This window comes from Phycicoccus sp. Soil803 (assembly GCF_001429685.1).
In the GTDB taxonomy this organism is placed as follows: domain Bacteria; phylum Actinomycetota; class Actinomycetes; order Actinomycetales; family Dermatophilaceae; genus Pedococcus.
Window position 1 is genome coordinate 1,907,915 of sequence record NZ_LMST01000001.1, and the last position, 21,981, is coordinate 1,929,895.

The window sequence follows — 21,981 nt, forward strand, 5'->3', positions numbered from 1 at the left end:
CGGGCCGACGGGAGTCTTCAGGGAAGGACGACGACCTGGGCCGCGTAGACCAGGCCCGCGCCGAACCCGATCTGCAGGGCCAGGCCACCGTGGGGCACCTCGCCCTCACGCAGCATGCGCTCGGTGGCGAGGGGGATCGAGGCCGCAGAGGTGTTTGCGGTCTCGGCGATGTCGCGGGCCACCGCGATGTCGCTGGGCAGCTTGAGCTGCTTGATCATGGCGTCGATGATCCGCATGTTGGCCTGGTGCGGGATGAACGCGTCGAGGTCCTCGGCGCGCACGCCGGCGGCGTCGAGCGCCTTCTGGGCCACCGGGGCCATGCCCCAGACCGCCCAGCGGAACACGGACTGACCGGCCATGCCGATCGCCGGCCAGCCGAGGTTGCCGTCGCGCACGTCGACCCACGAGTCGCGCTGCGAGATGGTCTTCCACTGCGAGCCGTCAGAGCCCCAGACCGTGGGGCCGATGGCAGGGGTGTCGGACGGGCCGACGACCGCCGCGCCCGCCCCGTCGCCGAAGATGAACGCCGAGCCGCGGTCGGTCGGGTCGGTGAAGTCGGACAGCTTCTCGACCCCGACCACGAGCACGTGCCGGGCGCTGCCGCCGCGGACCATGTCGCTGGCCAGGCTGATCGCGTGGCAGTAGCCGGCGCAGGCGGCGGAGATGTCGAAGGCCGCGCCGCGGATGCCCAGCCGGTCGGCGAGGATCGGTGCGGCGGCAGGCGTCTGGTAGGGGTGCGTGACCGTGGCGACCACGACGGCGTCGACGTCGGAGGCCTCGAGGCCCGAGGCGGTGAGGGCCTCACGGGTGGCCTCGACGGACATGTCGACGACGGACTCGTCCTTGGCGGCGAAGCGACGGCTCTTGATGCCGGAGCGCTCCTGGATCCACTCGTCGGAGGAGTCGATCGCCTCGATGATCTCCGAGTTCATCACCACGCGCTCGGGCCGGTAGCCACCGACACCCATGATGCGGGCGTAGGTGGCCCCGTCGGACGGGGTGATGGAGCCGGTGCCCTTGGGGGCTGGTGTGCTCATGTCAGGCCTCTTGCGCGTCGGTCGGGAGGGATCCTGCGTCGGCGGGGTCTCCGCCGTGGTCGCGAACCAGCTGCTGTGCCGCCTCGAGGTCGTCGGGCGTCTTGACTGCCAGTGTGGCAACTCCGGGCATCGCCCGCTTGGCGAGCCCGACGAGGGTGCCGGCCGGGGCCAGCTCGACCATGGCGGTGACCCCGAGGTCGACCATGGTCTGCATGCACAGGTCCCAGCGGACCGGGCTGCTCACCTGCTTGACCAGACGCGCTAGGGCGTCGGCGCCGTCTGCGACGGGCTGGCCGTCGGCGTTGGAGAGCAACGTGACGCCCGGGTCGCTGACGGCGAAGTCGGCCGACAGCCGCTCGAGGGCTTCCACGGCCGGGGACATGTGCGAGGTGTGGAAGGCACCGGCGACCTGGAGCGGGATGACCCTGGCCTTGGCCGGCGGGTCGGCGGCGAACGCCGCGAGCTGCTCGAGGGTGCCGGCGGCGACGGTCTGGCCCGCGCCGTTGGCGTTGGCGGCGGTGAGCCCGTACCGGGCCAGCGCCTCGGCCACCTCGGCAGGGTCGCCACCGAGGACTGCGCTCATGCCGGTGGGGGTCAGCGCGCTGGCGGCAGCCATGCCCGCGCCGCGCTCGCGGACGAACACCATGGCGTCGTGGTCGGACAGCACGCCCGCGAAGGCGGCGGCGGTGATCTCGCCGACCGAGTGCCCGGCGGTGACGCCGACCGTGCCGGTGGGTCCACCGGGCAGGACCACCGCAGCGGCGGCCAGACCGGCCGCCACGATGAGCGGCTGGGCCACGGCGGTGTCCTTGATCGTCTCGGCGTCCGACGTCGTGCCGTGCGCGACCAGGTCGAGGCCCGCCACGTCGGAGAGCGACTCGAGCCGGGCACGGAAGGCCGGGAGCTCGAGCCAGGGCGCGAGGAAGCCGGGGGTCTGGGAGCCCTGTCCGGGGCAGACGATTGCGATCACCTCTCCACCCTTGCGGTCGGACGGTGACCCCCGCGTGACCGTTTGGCACGAACATCGACGGGGTCTTTTGGAGGATGTCTACAAAAGCCGCAGGGAATGGAGTCCTCGGCTGGGCGTCGTGTGAGCAGGGTCTCAGCCAGGCGCGGGTCGGTCGGTGTAGGGGATGGCCCGCTGTGTGACCGGGCGGCTGAGCCGTCCGAGGGCGAGGGCGATGCGCACGGTGTGGGCGTCGTGCGGGTCGGTCAGCTGGTAGCCGGTGAGCTCGGCGATCTTGCCCAGGCGGTAGCGGACCGTGTTCGGGTGGACGAAGAGCACCCGGGCGGTGCCCTCGAGGCCACCGCCGGACTCCAGGTAGGCCGAGGCCGTCTCGAGGAGGGCGCCGCTGCTGGACGACAGCGGGTGCCAGATGCGGTCGAGCAGGAGGGCACGCGCGGGCGCGTCGCCGACCAGGACCCGCTCGGCCAGGAGGTCGTCGGCCGTGACCGGCCGCGGGGCGCCGGGCCACGCGTGTGCGCACGACTGGCCGGCCAGTGCCGCACGCGCTGACCGCCCGGCAGCGAAGAGGTGGGGCACCGTCGGCCCCACCACCAGCGGGCCGTCGCCGAAGTGGTCGGCGACCGCACGGGCCGCCGCCAGCGGGTCGTCGACGTTGCCGAAGATGCAGACCAGCCGGCGTCCCTGCACCGCGGCCAGGGTGTCCACTCCCACCCGCTCGGCCGCACGACGCAGGCCGTCGACGACGCCCTCTGACCCGCCCGGGGGCGTGCTGCCGGCGATCACGGCAACCCGCGTCGTCGAGCCCCACCCGAGCGCGGCGGCCCGGGACTGCATCGAGTCGTCCGCCTCGCCACGCAGCACGGCGTCCACCACGAGGCCCTCGAGCCGCGCGTCCCAGGCACCGCGGGCCTCGGCCGCGTGCGCGTAGACCTCCGCGGCGGCGAAGGCGATCTCGCGGGAGTAGCGCAGCACCGACTCGCGCAGGGCCTGCTCCTCGCCGGGCTCGGCGAGGGCGGTGGCGTCCTGCTCGACCACGTCGACGACCGAGCGCACCAGGTCGAGGGTCTGGCGCAGCGTGATCGACCGGGTCAGCTCCCGGGGCGCCGTGCCGAAGACGTCGGCCGTCACCGGGGTCTGGTCGCCGCCCTCGCGCAGCCATGCGATGAAGGCCGCGATGCCGGCCTGCGCGACCAGCCCGACCCAGGACCGGTCCTCGGCCGAGAGCACGCGGTACCAGTCGTGCGCCGACTCCATCCGCCGCGTCGCCGCCGACGACAGCTCGCCGGCGGACCGCTCCACCCGCTGCAGGGTGGCGGCCGAGGTGGTGACGCGAGTCGGCGGCATACGGGGAGTCTATTTGTATGCCGCCGACAACCCACCCCGCGTCGCTGGTCAGAGTTCGGCACCCCTTCACCCTCGCGTCACCGCGCGGTCGCCCCCCGCCGCGCGGCAATTCCTAGCGTCGCGGGCATGACCAGAATCCTCCCCGTCCTCGCCGTCGCCGGACTCCTCCTGGTGGGCTCCACCGCTGTAGCGGTCAGCACCGCCCAGGGAGCCACCAGCTCACCCGGCGCGGTCGCCGCCCAGGCCGCGGCCCACGCCGTCGACCGGCCGGCCACCGAGCAGCGCCGGACCACGACCACGCCGCTCGTCCTGGCCCACCGCGGCGCCTCGGGCTACCGGCCCGAGCACACCATCGCCGCCTACGAGCTCGCCGTCGCCATGGGAGCCGACTACATCGAGCCCGACCTCGTGATGACCCGCGACGGGGTGCTCGTCGACCGCCACGAGCCGGAGATCTCCGGCACGACGAACGTGGCGGCCCACCCGGAGTTCGCCGCGCGTAGGACGACCAAGGTCCTCGACGGGGTGAGCACGACGGGATGGTTCACCGAGGACTTCACGCTGGCCGAGCTCACGACGCTGCGCGCCGTCGAGCGGCTCCCCGCTGTCCGGCAGGAGAACACCCTCTACGACGGCAGGTACCAGGTGCCGACCTTCGAGGAGGTGCTGCGCGTGCGCGAGCGGCTGTCCAAGGAGTACGGCCGTGAGATCGGCATCATCCCGGAGCTCAAGCACTCGACGTACTTCCATGCGGCCGGGCTCAACCCCGAGCGGGCCCTCATCGACGCCGTCTCCCGACACCACCTCAACCGGCCCAACGCGCCGTTGTGGGTGCAGAGCTTCGAGCTGACCAACCTGGTCGCGCTCCGCGAGGAGTACCGCTACCGCGCCAGCTCCGTCTTCCTCACCAGTGCCGCTGGTGCGCCCTACGACCTCGTCGCCGCCCACGACCCCCGCACCTACCGCGACCTCATGACGCCGTCAGGTCTGGCATCGGTCTCCCGCTGGGTCGACGGCATCGGCCCGGACAAGTCGTTGGTCATCCCGCGGCGAGCGGACGGGACAATGGGGACCCCAACCCGCCTCGTGGCTGATGCCCACGCGGCGGGACTGAAGGTGACTCCTTACACGTTCCGCGCCGAGAACACCTTCCTCCCGGTCGACTACCGGGTCGGCACCAACCCCGCCGACTTCGGGCGGGCCATCGACGAGGTCGTCGCCTTCCTGCGCACCGGTGTCGACGGCGTCTTCTGCGACCAGCCGGACATCTGCGTCACGGCCCGCAAGGAGTTCCTCGGCCGCGACTGACGACTCCGGCGACGCGTGGGCTGGCCTCCTGGTCAGCCCACGTGATCGCGCCAGGAGTGGGCCGGCTGGTAGCCCAGCAGCCTGCGGGCCTTGTCGATGCCCAGCAGCGTCTCGTGCTCGCCGAGCTCCTTGCGCACCTCGACCCCTGGGAACACCTCGGCCACGAGGTCTGCGCTCGAGCGGCTCATCACGGTGTCGGCGTTGGCGATCACGAAGACCTCGCAGCCCGGCTCGGTCCGCTCGAGCCCGAGGCGCACCGCCTGCGCCCCGTCGCGGCCGTCGATGTAGCCCCAGAGGTTCCACTTGCGCAGGGAGGGATCGGCGTCGAACGACGGGAAGGCTGCATAGTCCTCGGGATCCATGACGTTCGAGAACCGCAGTCCCACCATCCCCAGCTCGGGGTCCCAGCGGCAGAACTGCCGGGCCATCTCCTCCTCGAGGGCCTTGTTCAGGGAGTAGGTCGACTCCGGCCGGGGGTGGTACTCCTCGTCCACGGGGACATAGGGCGGGGGAGTGTCGAAGGGCAGGCCGAGGACCGTCTCGCTCGACGCCCACACGACGCGGCGCACCCGGAGGGCCCGGGCGGCGGCGAAGACGTTGTAGGTCGCGGCCGAGTTGTTCGCGAAGGTCGCGGCGTTGGTGGTCAGCCCCGGCGCGGGGATCGCGGCCAGGTGCACCACCGCGTCCACCGAACCGTCGTGCTCGTCGACACCCCCTGACAGCGCCTCGACGACCTGGCCGTAGTCGGTGAGGTCGACGGCCACGAACGGGGTCGTGGGGCTGGCCGGCCGCACCCGGTCGAGCGCGAGGACGTCGTAGCCCTGCTCGACGAGGTGGGCGACGACGGTGCGGCCGAGCTTGCCGGTGGACCCGGTGACGGCGACGCGGACGGGACGGGAGGGTGCGGTGGGGGAGGTCACCGCACCATCCTGCCCCACGCTTTCACCGACCAACAGCCGTACCCACCGACAGCCGTACCCACCAACAGACCGGTATGCCGCCCGCTCAGGCGAGCGGGCGGCATACCTTGTCGTGCAACGGCTTTCGTTAGTTCAGCACCGCGGGTGGTCAGCTCTCGCCGCCGGCGTTGCCGGACGTGCCGGCGGTGACGTCGAGCAGGCGGTAGCGCGTGGCGGCCTCGCGAGCCACCCCGCCCTCGACCTCGCCGCGCTGAACGAGCATCTGCAGCGCGCGCACCGCGACCGAGGGGCCGTCGATGTGGAAGAAGCGCCGCGCGGCCGGACGGGTGTCGGAGAAACCGAACCCGTCGGCGCCGAGCGAGGCGAAGTCTCCCGGCACCCAGGGCTGGATCTGGTCCTGCACCTGCCGCATGTAGTCCGACACCGCGATGACCGGACCGCGCGCGTGCCGCAGCCGCTCGGTGACGTAGGGAGTGCGGGCCTCGCCGTCCGGGTGGAGGAAGCGCTGCTCGTCGCAGGCCATCCCGTCGCGGCGCAGCTCGCTCCACGACGTGACCGACCAGACGTCGGCCACGACGCCCCAGTCGTTGCGCAGGAGGTCCTGGGCTTCGAGGGCCCACGGCACACCGACACCCGACGCCAGCAGCTGCACCCGGGGGGCGTCGTCCGGCAGACCGTCCGGGATGCCCGGGGCGAAGAGGTGCATGCCGCGCAGGATGCCCTCGCGGTCGACGTTCTCCGGCTCCTGCGGCTGGCTCATCGGCTCGTTGTAGACCGTCATGTAGTAGATGACGTTCTCGGGGTCGTCGCCGTACATCCGGCGCAGCCCGTCCTCCATGATGTGGCCGATCTCGAACGCGAAGGCCGGGTCGTACGACACCACCGCGGGGTTGGTCGCGGCCAGCAGTGGTGAGTGGCCGTCGGCGTGCTGCAGCCCCTCACCGGTGAGGGTCGTGCGACCCGCCGTGGCCCCGATGAGGAAGCCGCGCGCCATCTGGTCGGCGGCCGCCCAGATCGAGTCGCCGGTGCGCTGGAACCCGAACATCGAGTAGAAGACGTAGATCGGGACCATCGGCTGGCCGTGCGTCGCGTAGGACGTGCCGGCCGCGGTGAACGCCGCCAGCGACCCTGCCTCGTTGATGCCGAGGTGCAGGATCTGGCCGTCCTTCGCCTCCTTGTAGGCCAGCATCAGCTCGGCGTCGACCGAGGTGTACTTCTGGCCGTGCGGGTTGTAGATCTTGATCGTCGGGAAGAACGAGTCCATGCCGAACGTGCGGGCCTCGTCGGGGATGATCGGCACCACGCGCTTGCCGAACTCCTTGTCGCGCATCAGCTCCTTGAGCAGTCGCACGAACGCCATCGTCGTGGCGACCTGCTGCTTGCCGGTGCCCTTCTTGACGATGTCGTAGGCCGAGTGGTCCGGCAGCTTGAGCGGCTCGTGCTGCACCCGACGGATCGGAATCGGCCCGCCGAGCTTCTCCCGCCNTACTGGATGCTCGGGTCGTCGGGTCCGGGGTGGAAGTAGGGCGGGGCGTAGGGGTCGCGCTCGAGCACCTCGTCGGAGATCGGCAGCTTGAGGCTGTCGCGCAGGCCCTTGAGGTCGTCGAGGGTCAGCTTCTTCATCTGGTGGGTCGCGTTGCGGCCGGCGAAGTGGCTGCCCAGGCCATAGCCCTTGATCGTCTTGGCGAGGATGACGGTCGGCTGTCCGGTGTGGTTCATCGCGGCCTGGTAGGCGGCGAAGACCTTGCGGTAGTCGTGGCCACCGCGCTTGAGCTTCCACCAGATGTCCTCGTCGGACCAGTCCTTGACCATCTCGCGGGTCCGCGGGTCGCGGCCGAAGAAGAAGTCGCGGACGTACTTGCCGTCGTTGGCGCGGAAGGTCTGGTAGTCACCGTCGCTCGTGGTGTTCATCAGGTGCACCAGGGCGCCATCACGGTCCTGCGCGAGCAGCGGGTCCCAGCCGCGGCCCCAGACCACCTTGATGACGTTCCAGCCGGCCCCGCGGAAGAAGGCCTCGAGCTCCTGGACGATCTTGCCGTTGCCGCGGACCGGGCCGTCGAGCCGCTGCAGGTTGCAGTTGACGACGAAGGTGAGGTTGTCGAGCTCCTCACCCGCGGCGAGCTGCAGCAGGCCGCGCGACTCGGGCTCGTCCATCTCACCGTCGCCGAGGAAGGCCCAGACGTGCTGCTGGCTGGTGTCCTTGACGCCACGGTTGTGCAGGTACTTGTTGAACTGCGCCTGGTAGATGGCGTTCATCGGGCCGATGCCCATCGACACCGTCGGGAACTGCCAGAAGTCCGGCATCAGCCGCGGGTGCGGGTAGGACGGCAGGGCGAGCGGCTGGCCCGCGACGATGTGGCTCTTCTCCTGGCGGAAGCCGTCGAGCTGGTCCTCGGTGAGGCGACCCTCGAGGAAGGCCCGGGCGTACATGCCGGGGGAGGCGTGGCCCTGGAAGAAGACCTGGTCGCCGCCACCCGGGTGGTCCTGGCCGCGCCAGAAGTGGTTGAAGCCGACCTCGTAGAGGGTCGCCGCCGAGGCGTAGGTGGAGATGTGGCCGCCGACGCCGATGCCGGGTCGCTGGGCGCGGTGCACCATGACCGCGGCGTTCCAGCGCAGGTAGGCGCGGTAGCGGCGCTCGACCTCCTCGTCACCGGGGAACCACGGCTCCTGCTCCGGCGAGATGGTGTTGATGTAGTCGGTGGCCGTCAGCGACGGCACCCCGACCTGCATCTCCCGGGCCCGCTCCAGGAGCTTGAGCATGACGTAGCGCGCCCGCTGCCGACCGCCCTCCTCGATCACCCCGTCGAGGGAGTCGAGCCACTCCTTGGTCTCCTCGGGGTCGATATCCGGGAGCTGGCTGGGGATGCCGTTGAGAATCGGTCCGGCTTCCTCGCGTGCGGCCACGGTCGTGAGTCCTTTCTCGCGCCAGTGTTGACGAGGGGCCGCGGGGTTGCCTGCGACCTCCGCGTCCATCTTCCACCCGTTGGAGTCGCAGGTCACAACCGGACCGGCCTACTGGCCAGTATCCGGAGCGTCCGCGACATATATCTTCGCCGGTCGGTCCGCCGACTCCGGGTCGGGTGGGGCCGGGCCGGGTCAGAGCGAGGCACCGGCGCAGATCACCACGTGCTGTCCGGTGACCATCGCGCCGGTGTCCTCGAGGAGGAACGAGGCGTATGCCGCGACCTCTTCGGCCCGGACCAGCCGGCCGAGGGGTGGGGTCCGGGGCGGCGTCGCCGCCCGCCGGGGGTCAGCGGTCATCGCGGTCCCGGTGGGCCCCGGCTCGAGGACGTTGACCGTGATCGCCCGGTCGGTGAGCTCCATCGCCCACGACCTGCTGAGCGCCCGCAGCGCGGCCTTGGTGGCGGCGTACTGGCTCTTGCCCCAGGCCCCGTCAGCGGTCCGGCTACCGATGAGCAGGATCCGCCCGCCGTCGGCCAGCCGTCCCTCGAGGCAGGAGGCAAGACGCACGGCAGCGCCGACGTGGACGGCGTGCATGCGCTCGCTGGCCCCGGGGTCGAGGTCGGTCAGCGGACCGGACTCCTGGAAGCCGGCCGCGTGGACGAGGGCGTGGACCGCACCCAGGTCGGCGACGGCTGCCGCGACACCCGTCGCGGGACCGGTGTCGGCCAGGTCCGCGGCGCGCCAGTCGAGCCCGGGCAAGTCGCCGCGTGCCGGCCGGGTCCGGGACAGCCCCACGACCGACCAGCCGTCGTCGAGCAGGCGACGGGCGATCGCCCTGCCGATGCCGGAGCTGACGCCGGTGACGACGGCGGTCCGACTCATGCGGAAGGCGGTGCTGCCGCGGCTCGGGCGTCGAGGGCGGCCGCCCGGATGCGGAGGTGCCGGATGGCGCGGCGGTGGTACGTGAATGCGACGTGCACCGTGCCCGAGGCGTCCTGGCAGACGGACGGGTAGCTCAGCTCACGGTTCACGCCGTCGCGCGAGTTGTTGCTCAGGCAGTAGCCGTCGCCGTCCTCGAGCACCCAGCGCAGCGGCCAGGTCGCTCCGTCGTCACCCGACACGGCCAGGGTGAGGGGCGCGCGGGGTGCCCCCCAGAAGGCGCCCTGCACCGCGGCGAGGTCCTCCTGCGACACGGTCTCGGGCTCGGCTGGGGCCGCATCGCTGATGCCGTCGTCGTCGATCTCGTCGTACAGCGAGACCCGGCGCGCGACGGCGTCGAGGCGGCTGCTCTCGTTGAGCACCAACGCCGTTCGGTGACCTGTCAACGGCGCCGCCTGGATCGACGAGTTGTTGTTGGGCAGCTCGGTGGGCTGCGGTGCGGTCCAGTCGAGTCCGTCATCGGAGACGCTGCGGTAGACGTGGTCCGCCCACCGGCTCCGGTAGTACGCGGCATACCCCCCATCGGCCCTGGGCACGATGCTCATGTGGACGCACCCCGTCGAGTCCGGCACCTCGCGCTCGGTCCACGAGCCGCCCTCGTCGGTCGAGACCCACACGCTGCTGGTGTCGCTGTCGCCGACCCACTTCTCGCCGGGCACCCGCACGCACGTGAAGGTGGGGAGCACCCACGTCCCCGAGGGCAGCACGACGGGGGGCTGGCGGACAAAGACCCCGCCGCGCTCGGCCTCGAGCAAGGTCCGCGCCGGACCCCACGTCGCGCCGTGGTCCGGCGAGGTCCGCGCCCGGACGAAGGAGGTGTCCTGGTCGCCGGCGTGCTGTGCGGTGTGGAACAGCCAGAGGCGGCCGTCGGGGGCGGGAAAGAGCACTGGGTTCTGCTCGGAGCGGGTGGGGTCGTCGGACAACCGGATGGGTTCGGTCCACTGGTCAGCCCCGGGCGCGAGTCGCGAGAACCACACGTCGATGTCGGCCACGCCCTCCTGCGTGCCGCCGAACCAGACGCAGCCGAGGCTTCCGTCACCGAGCACGGCGAGGTTGGCCGCGTGGGACTGGACCGTCGGTGCGGGCAGGAAGGCCTCCTCGACCCCGTCGTCCCCCTCGCGCGAGCGGAGGACGCCGTCGGTGCCCAGCGCGGTGGCCATGGTCACGGGGTCGCGCTGGCTGCGGCCAGGTGGTCGGCAGCAGCGCGCTCGAGGTGGACCAGGTCGGACGAGACCGTGGCGAAGGTGAAGCCCTGTCCGAGCCGCCGGGCCGCATCGGCGCCAGCGGGGGTGTGGATGCCTGCAGCCACACCGGCGGCCTCGGCGGCGGCGCTGATCCGGGTCAGCGCGGCCTCGAACTCGTCGGCGACGGCCGGATCGCCGGGGAAGGCCCCGCCGACGGCGAGGCAGAGGTCGGACGGGCCGACGTAGATGCCGGTCAGACCGGGGACGGCACAGATCTCCTCGACGTTCGCGAGCCCCTCCGGGGTCTCGATCATGGCGAGGCAGGAGACCGCGGCGTTCGCCTCCGCCGGGACCGGGCCGATGCGCAGTCCTGACCGCATGGGGCCGTACGACCGCACCCCGGTCGGCGGGTAGGTCGCGGCCGCCACCGCCCGTCGGGCGTCGTCAGCGGTGTTGACCAGCGGGACGATGACGCCCGCTGCTCCGGCGTCGAGGGCCTGGCCGATGTGGAAGGGGTCGTTGGCACCGACCCGGACCAGCCCGACCGAGGCTCGGCCGGCGTCGACCGCCATCAGGCCCGCGAGCAGCCCGCTGTAGCCGAGCAGCCCGTGCTGCGCGTCGAGGCAGACGTAGTCGTAGCCGAGACGGGCGATCCGCTCGGTGGCCACGGGGGCGTCCAGGACGACCCAGTAACCGACGGCGCGTTCCCGTGCACCCAACCTCCGGGTGAACTCCTGGGCGGTCGGGTTGGTCTGCGGCACAGGGGAACTCACGGTGCTCCTATCGGTTGTAGGCCGGCATGGGGCCGGCCAGGGTGGCGCCGACCTCGTCGCACGCCGCGACGATGTCGGCGGACAAGGGTCCACGGTCGGCCGCGGCGATGTTGGCCCGGAGCTGGTCGGGCTTCGACCCGCCGAGCAGGACGGCGGAGACCACCGGTCGGGAGAGGAGCCACCGCAGTGACAGCTCCGGGAGGCCGATCCCGGCGTCGCTCGCGATGGCGGCCAAGGCGTCGACCGCCTCGAACAGACTGCGGTTCCAGTAGCGGTCGCGGTACATGGTCGACAGCGACGACGAGCCGAAGCGACCTTCACCGGGCGCGGCGTCGAAGCTGTGTCGGCCGGTGAGGAGGCCGCCACCCAGCGGGTTGTAGACGATCGTGGCCAGCCCGTGCGTCGTCGCGAACTCGGCGTACTCGTCCTCGACCCGTCGGGCGACGAGGTTGTAGAGCTGTTGGGCCACGACCGGGCGCGGCGCACCTGCCCGCTCGCACGCCGCGGTGAGGTCGGCGATCTGCCAAGCGGCGAAGTTGGACACCCCGACGGCCTTCGCCATCCCCGAGGCGACGACATCGGCGAGGGCGTCGGCGGTCTCGTCCACGGACACCGACCGGTCGGGCTGGTGCAGGTAGAAGAGGTCGACGTGGTCGGTGCGCAGCCGACGCAGGCTTGCCTCGAGCGACGTGCGGACTCCCTTGCGGGACAGCAAGGGTTCGCCACCGGCGTCGCCCGCGTAGATGCCGGCCTTGGTGGCCACGGAGAACTGGTCCCGACGCCCTGCGAGGACCTCGCCGAGGATCTCCTCGGTGCGGGTCGCGGCATACCCGTTGGCAGTGTCGAGCCAGGTGATGCCTGCGTCGAGGGCGGCGTCGACCATGGCGCGTGAGGTGTCGGCGTCGGCGGTGTCACCGAACGTCATCGTGCCCAGCACCAGCTGGGGGAGCGGGGTGTCCAACCCAGCGAGCTCGGTCGGGCTCATGCGCTCGCGGCGCTCTCGGCGATGCGGGCGGCGGCCACCCCGCGCACGACCTCGCGCGGCTTGCGTCCCACCATCCGCGAGGGCTCGAGCGCCGAACGTCGCAGCCGGCGGGTGTAGGGGTCCGCGGGCGAGGCGAGCACCTGCTCCGTCTCACCTCTCTCGACGACCGTCCCAGCGCGCAGCACCAGCACCTCCTCGGAGATGGCCCGCACGACCCCGAGGTTGTGCGAGATGAAGAGATAGGTCAGCCCGGTGTCCTGCCGCAGCTGGGCGAGGATGGCGAGCACCTGGGCCTGCACTGACACGTCGAGGGCACTGGTCGCCTCGTCGAGGACGAGCAGGTCGGGCTCGGAGGCGAGCGCACGCGCGATACCGATCCGCTGTCGTTGTCCTCCCGAGAACTCGTGCGGCTTGCGCTGGAGCGCGGAGGTGGGCAGCCCGACCCGGTCGAGGAGCTCGGCCGAGCGCTTGCGGCGCACCGTGGCGGAGCGCTCGCCGCGGACCTGCATCGGCTCGGCCACGATCTGCTGCGCGGTGAGGTGCGGATCGAGCGACCCGTAGGGGTCCTGGAAGACCATCTGGATCCGGTGCCGCATCGGGCGCAGGTCGCGCTCGGACACGGTGGCGAGGTCCGTGCCGTCGAACACCATGGAGCCGGCCGTCGGCTTGACCAGCCGGACCAGGGCCTTGGCGATCGTGGACTTGCCACAGCCCGACTCACCGACGACCGCGAGGCACCCGCCGCGGGGCACCGAGAACGACACGTCGTCGACGGCGCGGAAGGTCTCCCGACCACGGCGGTACTCGACGACCAGTCCGGACACCTCGAGCAGGGGAGCGCCGGGTGCGGGCGCCGTCGCGTCCTGGTGGCTCTGGCTGGGGCTCATGCTCGTGGCCCTCCGTTCGTGGCGGGTGTGCCGGCCGGCTCGGGCAGCGGCGCGTCATCGGGGTGCGGTGAGTCCGCGGGCTCCGACTCCCCGACCTGCGAGGGGGCCTCGGGGTCGGTCCAGTCGCCCAGCTCGGGAATGGCCGCGAGGAGGGCTCGGGTGTAGTCGTGCGTGGGGTGGTCGACGACCTGCTCGACGGGTCCGTCCTCGACGAACACCCCGCGGTGCATGACGTGGATGCGGTCACTCATGAGCCGGGCCACGCCCAGGTCGTGGGTGATGAGCAGCACGGCGACCCCGGTGCGCTCCTGCATCTCCAGCAGGAGGTCGAGGATGCCGGCCTGGACGGTGACGTCGAGGGCCGAGGTGGGCTCGTCGGCGACGATGAGCCGGGGCTCGGTCGACAGGGCCATCGCGATGAGCACGCGCTGGAGCATGCCGCCGGAGAGCTCGTGCGGGTAGGACTTGATCCGTCGCTCGGGGGCGCTGAGGTGCACCTGTCGCAGCAGGTCGAGGGCGCGTTCGCGGGCCTGCGCCTTCGACAGCGACGGGTGGGCGTGCCGGATGGCCTCGACCATCTGCTTGCCCACGGTGGCGATCGGGTTGAGCGCCGTCATGGGGTCCTGGGGGATGAGCGCCACGGAGCGCCCACGCAGGGTGCCGATGTGCTTGCGCGTGCCCACGACGTCCTGGCCGTCGATCTGGGCCGAGCCGGAGATGACGGCGAGGTCGTCGGGCAGCAGCCGGAGCAACGCCATGGCGGTGGTGGACTTGCCGGAGCCCGACTCACCGATGATGGTGACGGTCTCCCCGGCGTCGAGGTCGAAGCTCACGCCGTCGACGGCCCGGATCACCCCGCGGGGGGTCATGAGCTCCACGACGAGGTCGCGGACGGTGAGGACGGACATCAGGCGTCACCGGCCTTGGCCCGACGGGTGCGGTCGCGCAGCCCGTCGCCGAGGAGGTTCACGCCGATTACCAGCAGTGCGATGGCCACACCGGGGAGGGTGACGAGCCACCACTTGCCGGTCACGAAGAGCTCGCGGCCGTCCGAGATGATCCCGCCCCACGTGGGGTAGGGCCGTTGCACACCGGCCCCGAGGAAGCTCAGGGCACTCTCGAGCAGGACGGCCTGAGCCAGGAGCAGGAAGACCACGACGAGGACCTGCGGGAGGATGTTCGGGATGATGTGGCGGCCGATCACGGTCGGGCGGCGCAGGCCCAGCACCTGGGCTGCGGCAACGTAGGGCTTCTCGCGTTCGACCAGGACGAGGGCGCGCGTGAGGCGCGCTGGTTCGGGCCACTGGGCCAGGGCGATGACCACCGTGATGACCGGGACCGACGGGCCGAAGAGGGCCACGACGAGCAGGAGCATGAGCAGCAGCGGCAGAGACATCTGGGCTTCGAGCGCCCGCGACACGAGCGTGTCGACCCAGCTGCCGTAGTAGCCGGCAACTGCCCCGAGGATGATGCCCACCAGCCCCGAGATGACGATGGCCAGCAGGCCGATGACGAGGCTGGTCTGGCCGCCGTGCAGGATGCGGGAGAGCAGGTCGCGACCGTTGGGGTCGGTGCCCAGCAGGTGCCCCTCGGAGAGCGGGGGGAGGGAGCTCTCGCGCAGCACGCCCCGCACCGGGTCGGGCAGCGGCAACACCCGCGCGAGCGCGACGGGGATCACGATGACGGATGCGCAGATCGCACCCAGCCAGATCTTGATCGTGCTGTGCCGGGCCTTGCGCTGCGCCGCGGAACGACGCAGCTGCCGCGGGGTCACCGCCGTGGGGGTGGCGGTCTGGTCGGTGGTTGCGTGGATGGCCATCAGCGGGCCGCCTCTCCAAGCCGGACCCGCGGGTCGAGCAGCGGGTAGATCAGGTCGACCGCGAGCTGGACGAACAAGGCCAGGAGCACGGTGACGAGGACGGTCGCCTGGATGACGGGCAGGTCGCGGCGCTCGAGGGCGTCGACGACCAGCTGGCCGACTCCTGGCCACCGGAACACCACCTCGACGATCACCACACCGTTCAGCATGGCCGCGAACCGGGTGCCCAGCGCGGTGACGACGGGGATCGCCGAGTTGGAGAACGCGTAGCGCCAGGTGAGCCGGCGCTCCGACACCCCACGGGACCGGGCGATCGTGACGTAGGGCGCCCCCAGGTTCGCCGACATCTCCCGCCGCACGAGGCGGGAGATGAGGGCGACCTGGAGGACGACGATGGTCACCGTCGGCAGGACCAGCGACGAGACCGAGGTGAACCCGGACGACGGGAACCAGTGCAGGTTGACGGCGAACAGGATCAGCAGGACGAACCCGATCCAGAAGTCCGGCATCGACTGGCCGGCGATGGTCGCGATGTTGGCCCCGAGCTCGGCTCCCGTGTTGGCCCGCCGGGCCATCCAGACCCCGAGCGGGATCGCGAGCAGTGCGGTGAGGACGATGGCCGCCACCGCCAGGGTGATCGTGTAGGGAAGCCGGTCGAGGACCACCGTGAGGGCGGACTGCCGGAACTGGAAGGACTGGCCGACGTCCCCGTGGAGCAGGTGACCGAGGAAGGTCCAGTACTGGCCCAGCAGTGGCTGGTCCAGGCCGAACTCCTTGCGGATCGCGTCCAGCTGTTCGGAGCTGGGGTTGGGCGGCGCGTAGCTGACCGCAGGGTCACCGGGGGCGAGCCGCAGCAGAACGAACACGACCGTCACCGTGAACCAGGCGGTCAGGATCGTCTGCGCGACCCTCTTGAGGACGTAGCGGCCCATCGGTCAGCCGGAGACCTTGACGGTGGACAGGTCGTAGAAGTTGCCCGGCGACAGGTCCAGCGTGGTGACCCGCTTGCGACGCGCGAGCAGGTTGTTCGGGGTCCAGGCCCACATCGCCGGCCAGAGCGCCCAGATCTTCTCCTGGGCCTCCTTGAGCTGGGCGTTGCGGGCTGCCACGTCGGGGTTCTGCGACGCCTGGTCGAGCAGGGCGGTCACCTCGGGGAAGACGAACCCGTGGTAGGTGTCGCGGGTCTTCTCCTTCTGCGCGGTCCCGCCGTACTGGCCCTGGAGGTTGGTGATGGCCAGACCGGTCTGGTTGCCGTAGCCGTTGCCGAGGATGTCCCAGTCGCCGGCCTCGCCGCGACGCCAGGCGTTGATGTCGCCGCCCTTGGGGATCTGCTTGAGCTCCAGGGTGACGCCCACGTCGGCGAGCATCCCGACGATGGCCTCCATGACCCGCGCGGCACCCGCGAACTCCGAGTCCTCCCAGATGGCCCGGAGCTTGAGCCCGGAGACTCCCTCGGCCGCCAGCATGGACTTCGCCTTGGCGACGTCGAAGGTGTAGGTGCCCGTCGCGGCGAAGCCGGCGAGGGTGGAGGGGACCACGCCTTCGGCGGAGGTCACCTGCCCCGCCATCAGCGAGCTGATGAGGGCGTCGTGGTCGATCGCGTGGGACAGCGCCTCGCGCACCGCGGGCTTGGTCAGCGGGTGCCCGGCGGGCTTCCGGAAGTTGTAGAAGAGGTGGATCAGTCGCGTGCCCTTCGTCTGCAGGACCTCGATGTCCTTGTTCGTCTTGAGGCTGTCGGCCGACTCGGGGGTGATCGTGTCGATGACGTCGGTCTGGCCCGAGGTGAGGGCGATGACTCGCGCACCCTCCTCCTCCTGGTAGCTGACGTTGACCTCGTCGAGCAGGGCCTTCTCGCCCCAGTAGTTCTCGTTGCGGACCAGGCGGTAGGTGCCGGTTCCCGAGTCCGCGGCAGCCACCGTGAACGGGCCGGAGCCGATGCCCTCGCGCAGCTCCTCGGCCTTGTTGGCCGCGGCAGGCGTGATGAGGATGTTGGACATCAGCGAGTCGAGGGTGACGACCGGCTTCTTGGTGGTGAGCGTGAAGCTCTTGTCGTCGACCTTGGCGAAGGTGGGCTGCTCCGGGAACTGCGAGGCGACGTAGCCGGCCTTGACCTGGAAGTAGAGCTTGATCGCGGTCTCGACGTCGGCGACGGTGACCGGCGACTTGTCGGAGTAGTGGATGTCGTCGCGCAGGGCGACCGTCCACACCGTGGGCGAGGTCTGGGTGAACGACTTCGCCAGCACCAGCTCGGGCTTGAGGTCCAGGCCGATCCGCGTCAGCGCCTGGCGCACGGCCCGCTGGACGGTCACGGCGGCGTCGTACTGGTTGAGCTTGTTGTCCAGGCTCACCAGGTTGCGGTTGAGCGTGATGCTCAGCTTGCCTCCGGTGCCGCCAGCGGCAGACCCACCACCACCGGTGGTCTGCGGCCCGGCACACGCGGCGAGAGTCGGGCCGAGCAGGGTGCCGGCGCCCAGGAACGCGGCCAGCTGCAGGATCGAGCGGCGGGACACGCCGCCCTCGGCGACCACCTCTGCACCGCTCGTGCCACCCATGGGAATGTTGTGGGTCATCGAACTTCCTCCTTGAAGTCTGTGAGCGGCCCTGACGACGGGCGCCGTGTTTCGCGTTCCAAACACTGGCACAGTTGCGCGTTGTGCGCAATACCTGTAGCGTCATTCGCGTCGGAATTCTCCTCCAGTCGACCGCCCAGTGTGGTTCCAGGCAGCATCGAGAGGCCCGCCTACAGCATCAAAGATGCTGCTGTTCATAGAGATTGCGCGACAGTCCGAAGGAGGTCACGGTGCTCGAACGGCTGGTCGTCGCCGACGATCTCTCCGGAGCTGCCGAGTCAGCAGCTACCTTCCTCCTGCGCACAACGCGCATCACGGTGCAGCTTGCGCGGGACGACTTCGACGGCGCGGACCGCGGCGACGAGAGCCCGCGGGTCGTCGTCCTCGACTCGGACACCCGACACGCCGCCCCCGCTGTGGCGGGCGACCTCGTGGCCCGGTATGCCGCGCAGCTCGTGGGCGCGTCGCCGACCACCCGCGTGGTCAAGAAGGTCGACTCACTCCTGCGCGGCAACCTGGCTGCCGAGGTACGAGGCCTGGCGTCGGCGCTCGACGCCACGGTCGTCGTGGCCACCGCCCTGCCGACGGCGCAGCGCACCGTCGTGGGCGGCGTCCCGCTGGTCGACGGCTCCCCGCTGACCGCCACGAACCTCTGGGATGCGGAGGAGGGCCCGGCCCCCGCGACGGTCGCCGACGCGCTGCCCGGTCTCGACCACGTCCTCGTCCCGTTGGAGGTCGTGCGCGACCGCGCGCGTCTCCGCGCCGCGCTGGCCGCGGTCGAAGCCGCCGGCGCTGCAGCCGTCTGTGACGCGGAGACGGACGCCGACCTCGACGCCGTCGTGGCTGGCGCCACGGTGCTGCGGAACGCCCTGCTCGTGGGCTCGGCCGCGCTCGTCGCCGCAGACGCCCGGCAGCTCGAGCCGGACCCGGCCCCCGACCCCGTGGCCGACACCACGGCTGACCACGTGGTCGTCGCCGTCGTCGGTTCCGCGGCGCCGGGGATCACGGAGCAGGTGGCCGCGCTGGCCGACCTGGGGCTCACGGTCGTGACGCTGGACCCGCACCGGCTCCTCGCGTCGCCCGAGGAGGCGGTCGGACTGGTCGCCGAGGCGCTGACCACCACGGGGCTCGTGCTCAGCCTCGACCAGGCCGTCACCGTGGACCCGCGGTCCGCTCGAGGCCTCGCCGTGGCCCTGGCCGCGGCGGCCGCGCCCGCGACGGCGCGGGCCACGGTCCTGCTGGCGACCGGCGGAGAGACCGCCCGCGCCGTCCTCGACTCCCTGGGCGTGCGGACGCTCACGCCCCTCTCGACCCACGCGGCGGCCGTGACGTCACGAACACCCGACGGTCTGGTCGTGGTCACCAGGCCCGGGAGCCACGGGGCGTCCACGTCGTCGCTGCGCGAGGCGCTGGCGCCGTTCGCCACCCAGGCCGCCTCACCCCAGACCGCCTCGCCCCGGGCCACCTCACCCCAGACCGATCCGCACCAGACCCACCTCCACTGATCTCGACCGCACACCTGACCTAGGAGCCACGATGACCGCCCTGCCCCGTATTGCCGTGACGATGGGGGATGCCGCCGGCATCGGCCCTGAGGTGATCGTGCGTGCCCTGCTCGACCCCGAGTGCGCGGGTCGCTCGAACTCCGTCGTCGTGGGTGACGCCGCCCGGCTGCGTCGCGCGGCCGAGCTCGTCGGGCTCGAGCCCGACATCGTCACGGTCGCCGACGTGTCCGAGTGCGAGTTCGTCCCCGGCCGGATCAACGTCATCGACCTGGGCCTGATCCCCGAGGACCTGCCGTTCGGTGAGCTGTCCGCCGTCGCGGGTGACGCGGCCTACCACTATGTGCGCGTGGCGTCCGAGCTCGCGATGGCCCACGAGGTGCAGGCCATCTGCACCGCACCCCTCAACAAGGAGGCGCTCCACGCCGGGGGCCACATCTTCCCGGGGCACACCGAGCTGCTGGCCAAGCTGACCGGCACCGAGGAGGTCTCGATGATGCTGGCCACGCCGCGAGTGCGCGTCATCCACGTCACCACCCACATCGGGCTCATCGACGCGGTCGACCGCATCGAACCCGGCCTCGTCGAGCGCACCATCCGTCGCGGCCACGGCGCGCTCGTGGACGCGGGCGTCAGCAACCCCAAGATCGGCGTGTGCGGGATCAACCCCCACGCCGGTGAGGGCGGCCTGTTCGGGCGCGGCGAGGAGGAGGACAAGATCGCCCCGGGTGTCCTGGCGGCGCAGGCCGACGGCATCGACGTCGTGGGGCCGCTCCCCGCGGACACCCTCTTCTTCCTCGCCGGTCGGGGCGACTACGACCTGGTCGTCGCGATGTACCACGACCAGGGGCACGGACCGGTGAAGATCCTCGGCCTGGAGGCCGGTGTCAACATCACGGTCGGCCTGCCGGTGATCCGCACCTCGGTCGACCACGGCACGGCGTTCGACATCGCCGGCAAGGGCATCGCCGACCACCGGTCGATGGTCGAGGCGATGCGACTCGCCGCCGAGATGGCCCCGACGCCCACGACGCCCACCCCTGAACTCGCCCGATGACGTGACGAAGTCGGATAGTGTGCGCCCCTGATGGCACGGTTGAGGTCTGAGCACCGCCGCAACGAGATCGCCCGGCTCGCGGCGTCCCACGGGCTGACCAGCGTCGAGGAGCTCTCGGCCCGGTTCGCCGTGACCGCGTCCACGATCCGTCGCGACCTGGCTCTGCTCACGGCCCAGGGCAAGCTCGCCCGTACCTACGGCGGCGCGCTCAGCCTCGAGCCGCACCCGGAGGCGTCGCTGCGCCAGCGGCTGGGCGAGGCGCACGAGGCGAAGCAGGCCATCGCGGCCTGGGCCGCGACGCAGGTGGTCCCCGGCGAGAACGTCGTCCTCGACGGCGGGTCGACCAATGCCGCGCTCGCCGCCGAGCTCAAGGACTTCCGCGGCCTGTCCGTGGCGACCATCGGCCTGACCTCCCTCGAGGCCCTCACTGAGGCCGAGGGCATCGAGGTGATCCTGCTCGGCGGACGGCTGCGGACCGTGAGCCAGAGCTTCGTCGGACCCGTCACCGAGGCGGCACTCGAGCGGATGACGTTCGACCGGGCCTTCATCGGCGCCGACGGCGTGCGCGCCGACCGCGGGATCTGCGAGAAGGACCTCGAGCAGACCAGGCTCAAGGAGCTCATGATGAGCCGCGCCGACCACGTCTACGTCCTGGCCCACGGGGCCAAGCTCGGCGTGGCGCCGTTCCACGCCTGGGCGGTGATGCCGGCCCGCTGGACGCTCGTGACGGACGACTCCGCGACTCCGGAGCAGCTCCGCCCCTTCGAGGCCGCAGGCGTCGAGGTGGTCGTCGTCGACGTCGTCGACCTCGCCCCGGAGGGCCTCGAGGGCACCGGCGCCTGACCTGGAGGCCCAGCCCGTGGGCGCTCAGAGGCCCAGCCGGTGGGCGCTCAGAGGCCCAGCCGGTGGGCGCCGGCGTAGACGGTCAGCCGTGGCGGTCGGGCGAAGCCCACCAGCGTCAGCCCGCTCTGCTCCGCGAGCTCGGCCGCCAGCGACGACGGCGCGGACACCGCGACGAGTGCGGGCAGGCCGGCCATGACCGCCTTCTGCACCAGCTCGAAGCTGGCCCGGCCGCTGACCACCAGCACGTGTCCGGACAGCGGCAGCCGCCCTTCGCGCGCCGCCCAGCCCACCACCTTGTCGACGGCGTTGTGCCGGCCCACGTCCTCGCGGACGACCAGCGGCTCGCCGTCGGCGGTGAAGATCCCGGCGGCATGCAACCCGCCGGTCCGGTCGAAGACCTTCTGGCTGGCCCGCATCCGGTCGGGCAGCCCGGCGACCACGACCGGTGAGAGGACGACGGGATCGTCGGCCACCGCATACTGGCCGGTCGCGGTGATGGCGTCGATGCTGGTCTTGCCGCAGACGCCGCAGGCGCTGCTCTGGTAGCCGGACCGGGCGCTCCGCTCGAGGTCGGGCACGACCCCTGGGGCCAGCGTGACGTCGACGACGTTGTAGGTGGGGGAGCCGGACTCGTCCTCGTCGAGGCAGTGCATCAGCTGGGCCACGTCGTCGCCCCGGCGCAGGACTCCCTCGGTGAGCAGGTTGCCCAGCGCCAGGTCGAAGTCGTCACCGGGGGTGCGCATCGTCACGGTGACCGACGTTCCACCCACCCGGATCTCCAGCGGCTCCTCGACGGCGAGCGTGTCCGGGCGAGTGGTGCTGCGCACGCCGTCCGGGGTCACCTCGACCCTGACCGCTGGCGTCCGCCTCGTCACCCGTCCCACGCCTGCAATGTATGCCGCGCGGTGCCTGCCGGGTGTGCGGGGTCGCCGGATAAGTTGG

General features: G+C 71.6%; 18 protein-coding genes and 2 pseudogenes. 4 read left to right on the forward strand and 16 right to left on the reverse strand.

The genetic code is table 11. The features are described 5' to 3' along the window. Positions 1 to 17: 17 nt before the first annotated feature. The 3 genes from ASG95_RS08765 to ASG95_RS08775 form a co-directional block, all read right to left on the reverse strand. Positions 18 to 1,037, reverse strand: coding sequence for a beta-ketoacyl-ACP synthase III (locus ASG95_RS08765; RefSeq protein WP_057377218.1), 1,020 nt, complete (start codon positions 1,035 to 1,037; stop codon positions 18 to 20). Position 1,038: 1 nt separating this feature from the next. Then, a complete protein-coding gene (locus tag ASG95_RS08770; protein ID WP_057377219.1) occupies positions 1,039 to 2,007 on the reverse strand; it encodes an ACP S-malonyltransferase in 969 nt (322 codons plus the stop codon). Between the two features lie 132 nt (positions 2,008 to 2,139). Continuing rightward, entirely contained in the window at positions 2,140 to 3,348 is a 1,209-nt protein-coding gene (locus ASG95_RS08775; protein ID WP_057377220.1) for a CdaR family transcriptional regulator, read from the reverse strand. Between the two features lie 126 nt (positions 3,349 to 3,474). On the opposite strand from ASG95_RS08775, the gene ASG95_RS08780 reads away from it, so the two are divergent. Continuing rightward, positions 3,475 to 4,656, forward strand: a complete 1,182-nt coding sequence (locus ASG95_RS08780) for a glycerophosphodiester phosphodiesterase (protein WP_057377221.1) — start codon at positions 3,475 to 3,477, stop codon at positions 4,654 to 4,656. Between the two features lie 32 nt (positions 4,657 to 4,688). On the opposite strand, the gene ASG95_RS08785 is transcribed toward ASG95_RS08780, so the two are convergent. From ASG95_RS08785 to ASG95_RS08835, 12 genes and pseudogenes are all read right to left on the reverse strand, one after another. Then, positions 4,689 to 5,576 carry an NAD(P)-dependent oxidoreductase gene (locus ASG95_RS08785; protein ID WP_057377222.1) on the reverse strand — a complete coding sequence of 296 codons (888 nt, stop codon included), beginning with the start codon at positions 5,574 to 5,576 and terminating at the stop codon, positions 4,689 to 4,691. Positions 5,577 to 5,724: 148 nt separating this feature from the next. After that, a pseudogene (locus ASG95_RS22025) lies at positions 5,725 to 7,061 on the reverse strand (pyruvate dehydrogenase (acetyl-transferring), homodimeric type); the annotation flags it as partial. 1 nt (position 7,062) lies between these two features. After that, a pseudogene (locus tag ASG95_RS22030) lies at positions 7,063 to 8,480 on the reverse strand (pyruvate dehydrogenase (acetyl-transferring), homodimeric type); the annotation flags it as partial. A 192-nt stretch (positions 8,481 to 8,672) separates the two neighbouring features. Beyond that, entirely contained in the window at positions 8,673 to 9,362 is a 690-nt protein-coding gene (locus ASG95_RS08795) for an SDR family NAD(P)-dependent oxidoreductase (protein WP_057377223.1), read from the reverse strand. Beyond that, positions 9,359 to 10,579, reverse strand: coding sequence for an exo-alpha-sialidase (locus ASG95_RS08800; RefSeq protein WP_057377224.1), 1,221 nt, complete (start codon positions 10,577 to 10,579; stop codon positions 9,359 to 9,361). The genes ASG95_RS08795 and ASG95_RS08800 overlap by 4 nt, the downstream gene beginning before the upstream one ends. A 2-nt stretch (positions 10,580 to 10,581) precedes the next feature. After that, positions 10,582 to 11,376 (reverse strand): HpcH/HpaI aldolase/citrate lyase family protein, encoded by a 795-nt coding sequence (locus ASG95_RS08805; protein WP_235543639.1) that lies wholly within the window; start codon positions 11,374 to 11,376, stop codon positions 10,582 to 10,584. Between the two features lie 7 nt (positions 11,377 to 11,383). Beyond that, positions 11,384 to 12,361 (reverse strand): aldo/keto reductase, encoded by a 978-nt coding sequence (locus ASG95_RS08810; RefSeq protein ID WP_057377226.1) that lies wholly within the window; start codon positions 12,359 to 12,361, stop codon positions 11,384 to 11,386. Continuing rightward, positions 12,358 to 13,248, reverse strand: a complete 891-nt coding sequence (locus tag ASG95_RS21775; RefSeq protein ID WP_056923451.1) for a dipeptide/oligopeptide/nickel ABC transporter ATP-binding protein — start codon at positions 13,246 to 13,248, stop codon at positions 12,358 to 12,360. The genes ASG95_RS08810 and ASG95_RS21775 overlap by 4 nt, the downstream gene beginning before the upstream one ends. Further along, positions 13,245 to 14,156: an ABC transporter ATP-binding protein gene (locus tag ASG95_RS21780; RefSeq protein WP_057377227.1), complete on the reverse strand. Its 912-nt coding sequence runs from the start codon at positions 14,154 to 14,156 to the stop codon at positions 13,245 to 13,247. The genes ASG95_RS21775 and ASG95_RS21780 overlap by 4 nt, the downstream gene beginning before the upstream one ends. Further along, positions 14,156 to 15,067, reverse strand: coding sequence for an ABC transporter permease (locus ASG95_RS08825; protein ID WP_057377228.1), 912 nt, complete (start codon positions 15,065 to 15,067; stop codon positions 14,156 to 14,158). The genes ASG95_RS21780 and ASG95_RS08825 overlap by 1 nt, the downstream gene beginning before the upstream one ends. After that, a complete protein-coding gene (locus ASG95_RS08830) occupies positions 15,067 to 15,999 on the reverse strand; it encodes an ABC transporter permease (RefSeq protein ID WP_056923448.1) in 933 nt (310 codons plus the stop codon). Before ASG95_RS08830 ends, ASG95_RS08825 begins: the two co-directional genes overlap by 1 nt. Positions 16,000 to 16,002: 3 nt before the next feature. Further along, on the reverse strand, positions 16,003 to 17,637 hold the full coding sequence (locus ASG95_RS08835) for an ABC transporter substrate-binding protein (RefSeq protein WP_235543641.1): 1,635 nt from the start codon (positions 17,635 to 17,637) through the stop codon (positions 16,003 to 16,005). A gap of 230 nt (positions 17,638 to 17,867) precedes the next feature. Between ASG95_RS08835 and ASG95_RS08840 the strand changes: the two genes are divergently transcribed. Genes ASG95_RS08840 through ASG95_RS08850 form a run of 3 tightly spaced genes read left to right on the forward strand, consistent with a single transcriptional unit; the run spans position 17,868 to position 21,039 of the window. After that, the gene (locus ASG95_RS08840; protein WP_057377229.1) at positions 17,868 to 19,142 is read left to right on the forward strand and encodes a four-carbon acid sugar kinase family protein; all 1,275 of its coding nucleotides are present in this window, start codon (positions 17,868 to 17,870) and stop codon (positions 19,140 to 19,142) included. A 31-nt stretch (positions 19,143 to 19,173) separates the two neighbouring features. Then, entirely contained in the window at positions 19,174 to 20,196 is a 1,023-nt protein-coding gene (gene pdxA / locus ASG95_RS08845; RefSeq protein ID WP_056923445.1) for a 4-hydroxythreonine-4-phosphate dehydrogenase PdxA, read from the forward strand. Positions 20,197 to 20,226: 30 nt separating this feature from the next. Beyond that, positions 20,227 to 21,039 (forward strand): DeoR/GlpR family DNA-binding transcription regulator, encoded by an 813-nt coding sequence (locus tag ASG95_RS08850; RefSeq protein ID WP_057377230.1) that lies wholly within the window; start codon positions 20,227 to 20,229, stop codon positions 21,037 to 21,039. A gap of 47 nt (positions 21,040 to 21,086) precedes the next feature. Here the strand turns inward: ASG95_RS08850 and fdhD are convergent, their stop codons facing one another. After that, positions 21,087 to 21,923, reverse strand: a complete 837-nt coding sequence (gene fdhD / locus ASG95_RS08855) for a formate dehydrogenase accessory sulfurtransferase FdhD (protein WP_057377231.1) — start codon at positions 21,921 to 21,923, stop codon at positions 21,087 to 21,089. Between the last annotated feature and the right edge of the window lie 58 nt (positions 21,924 to 21,981).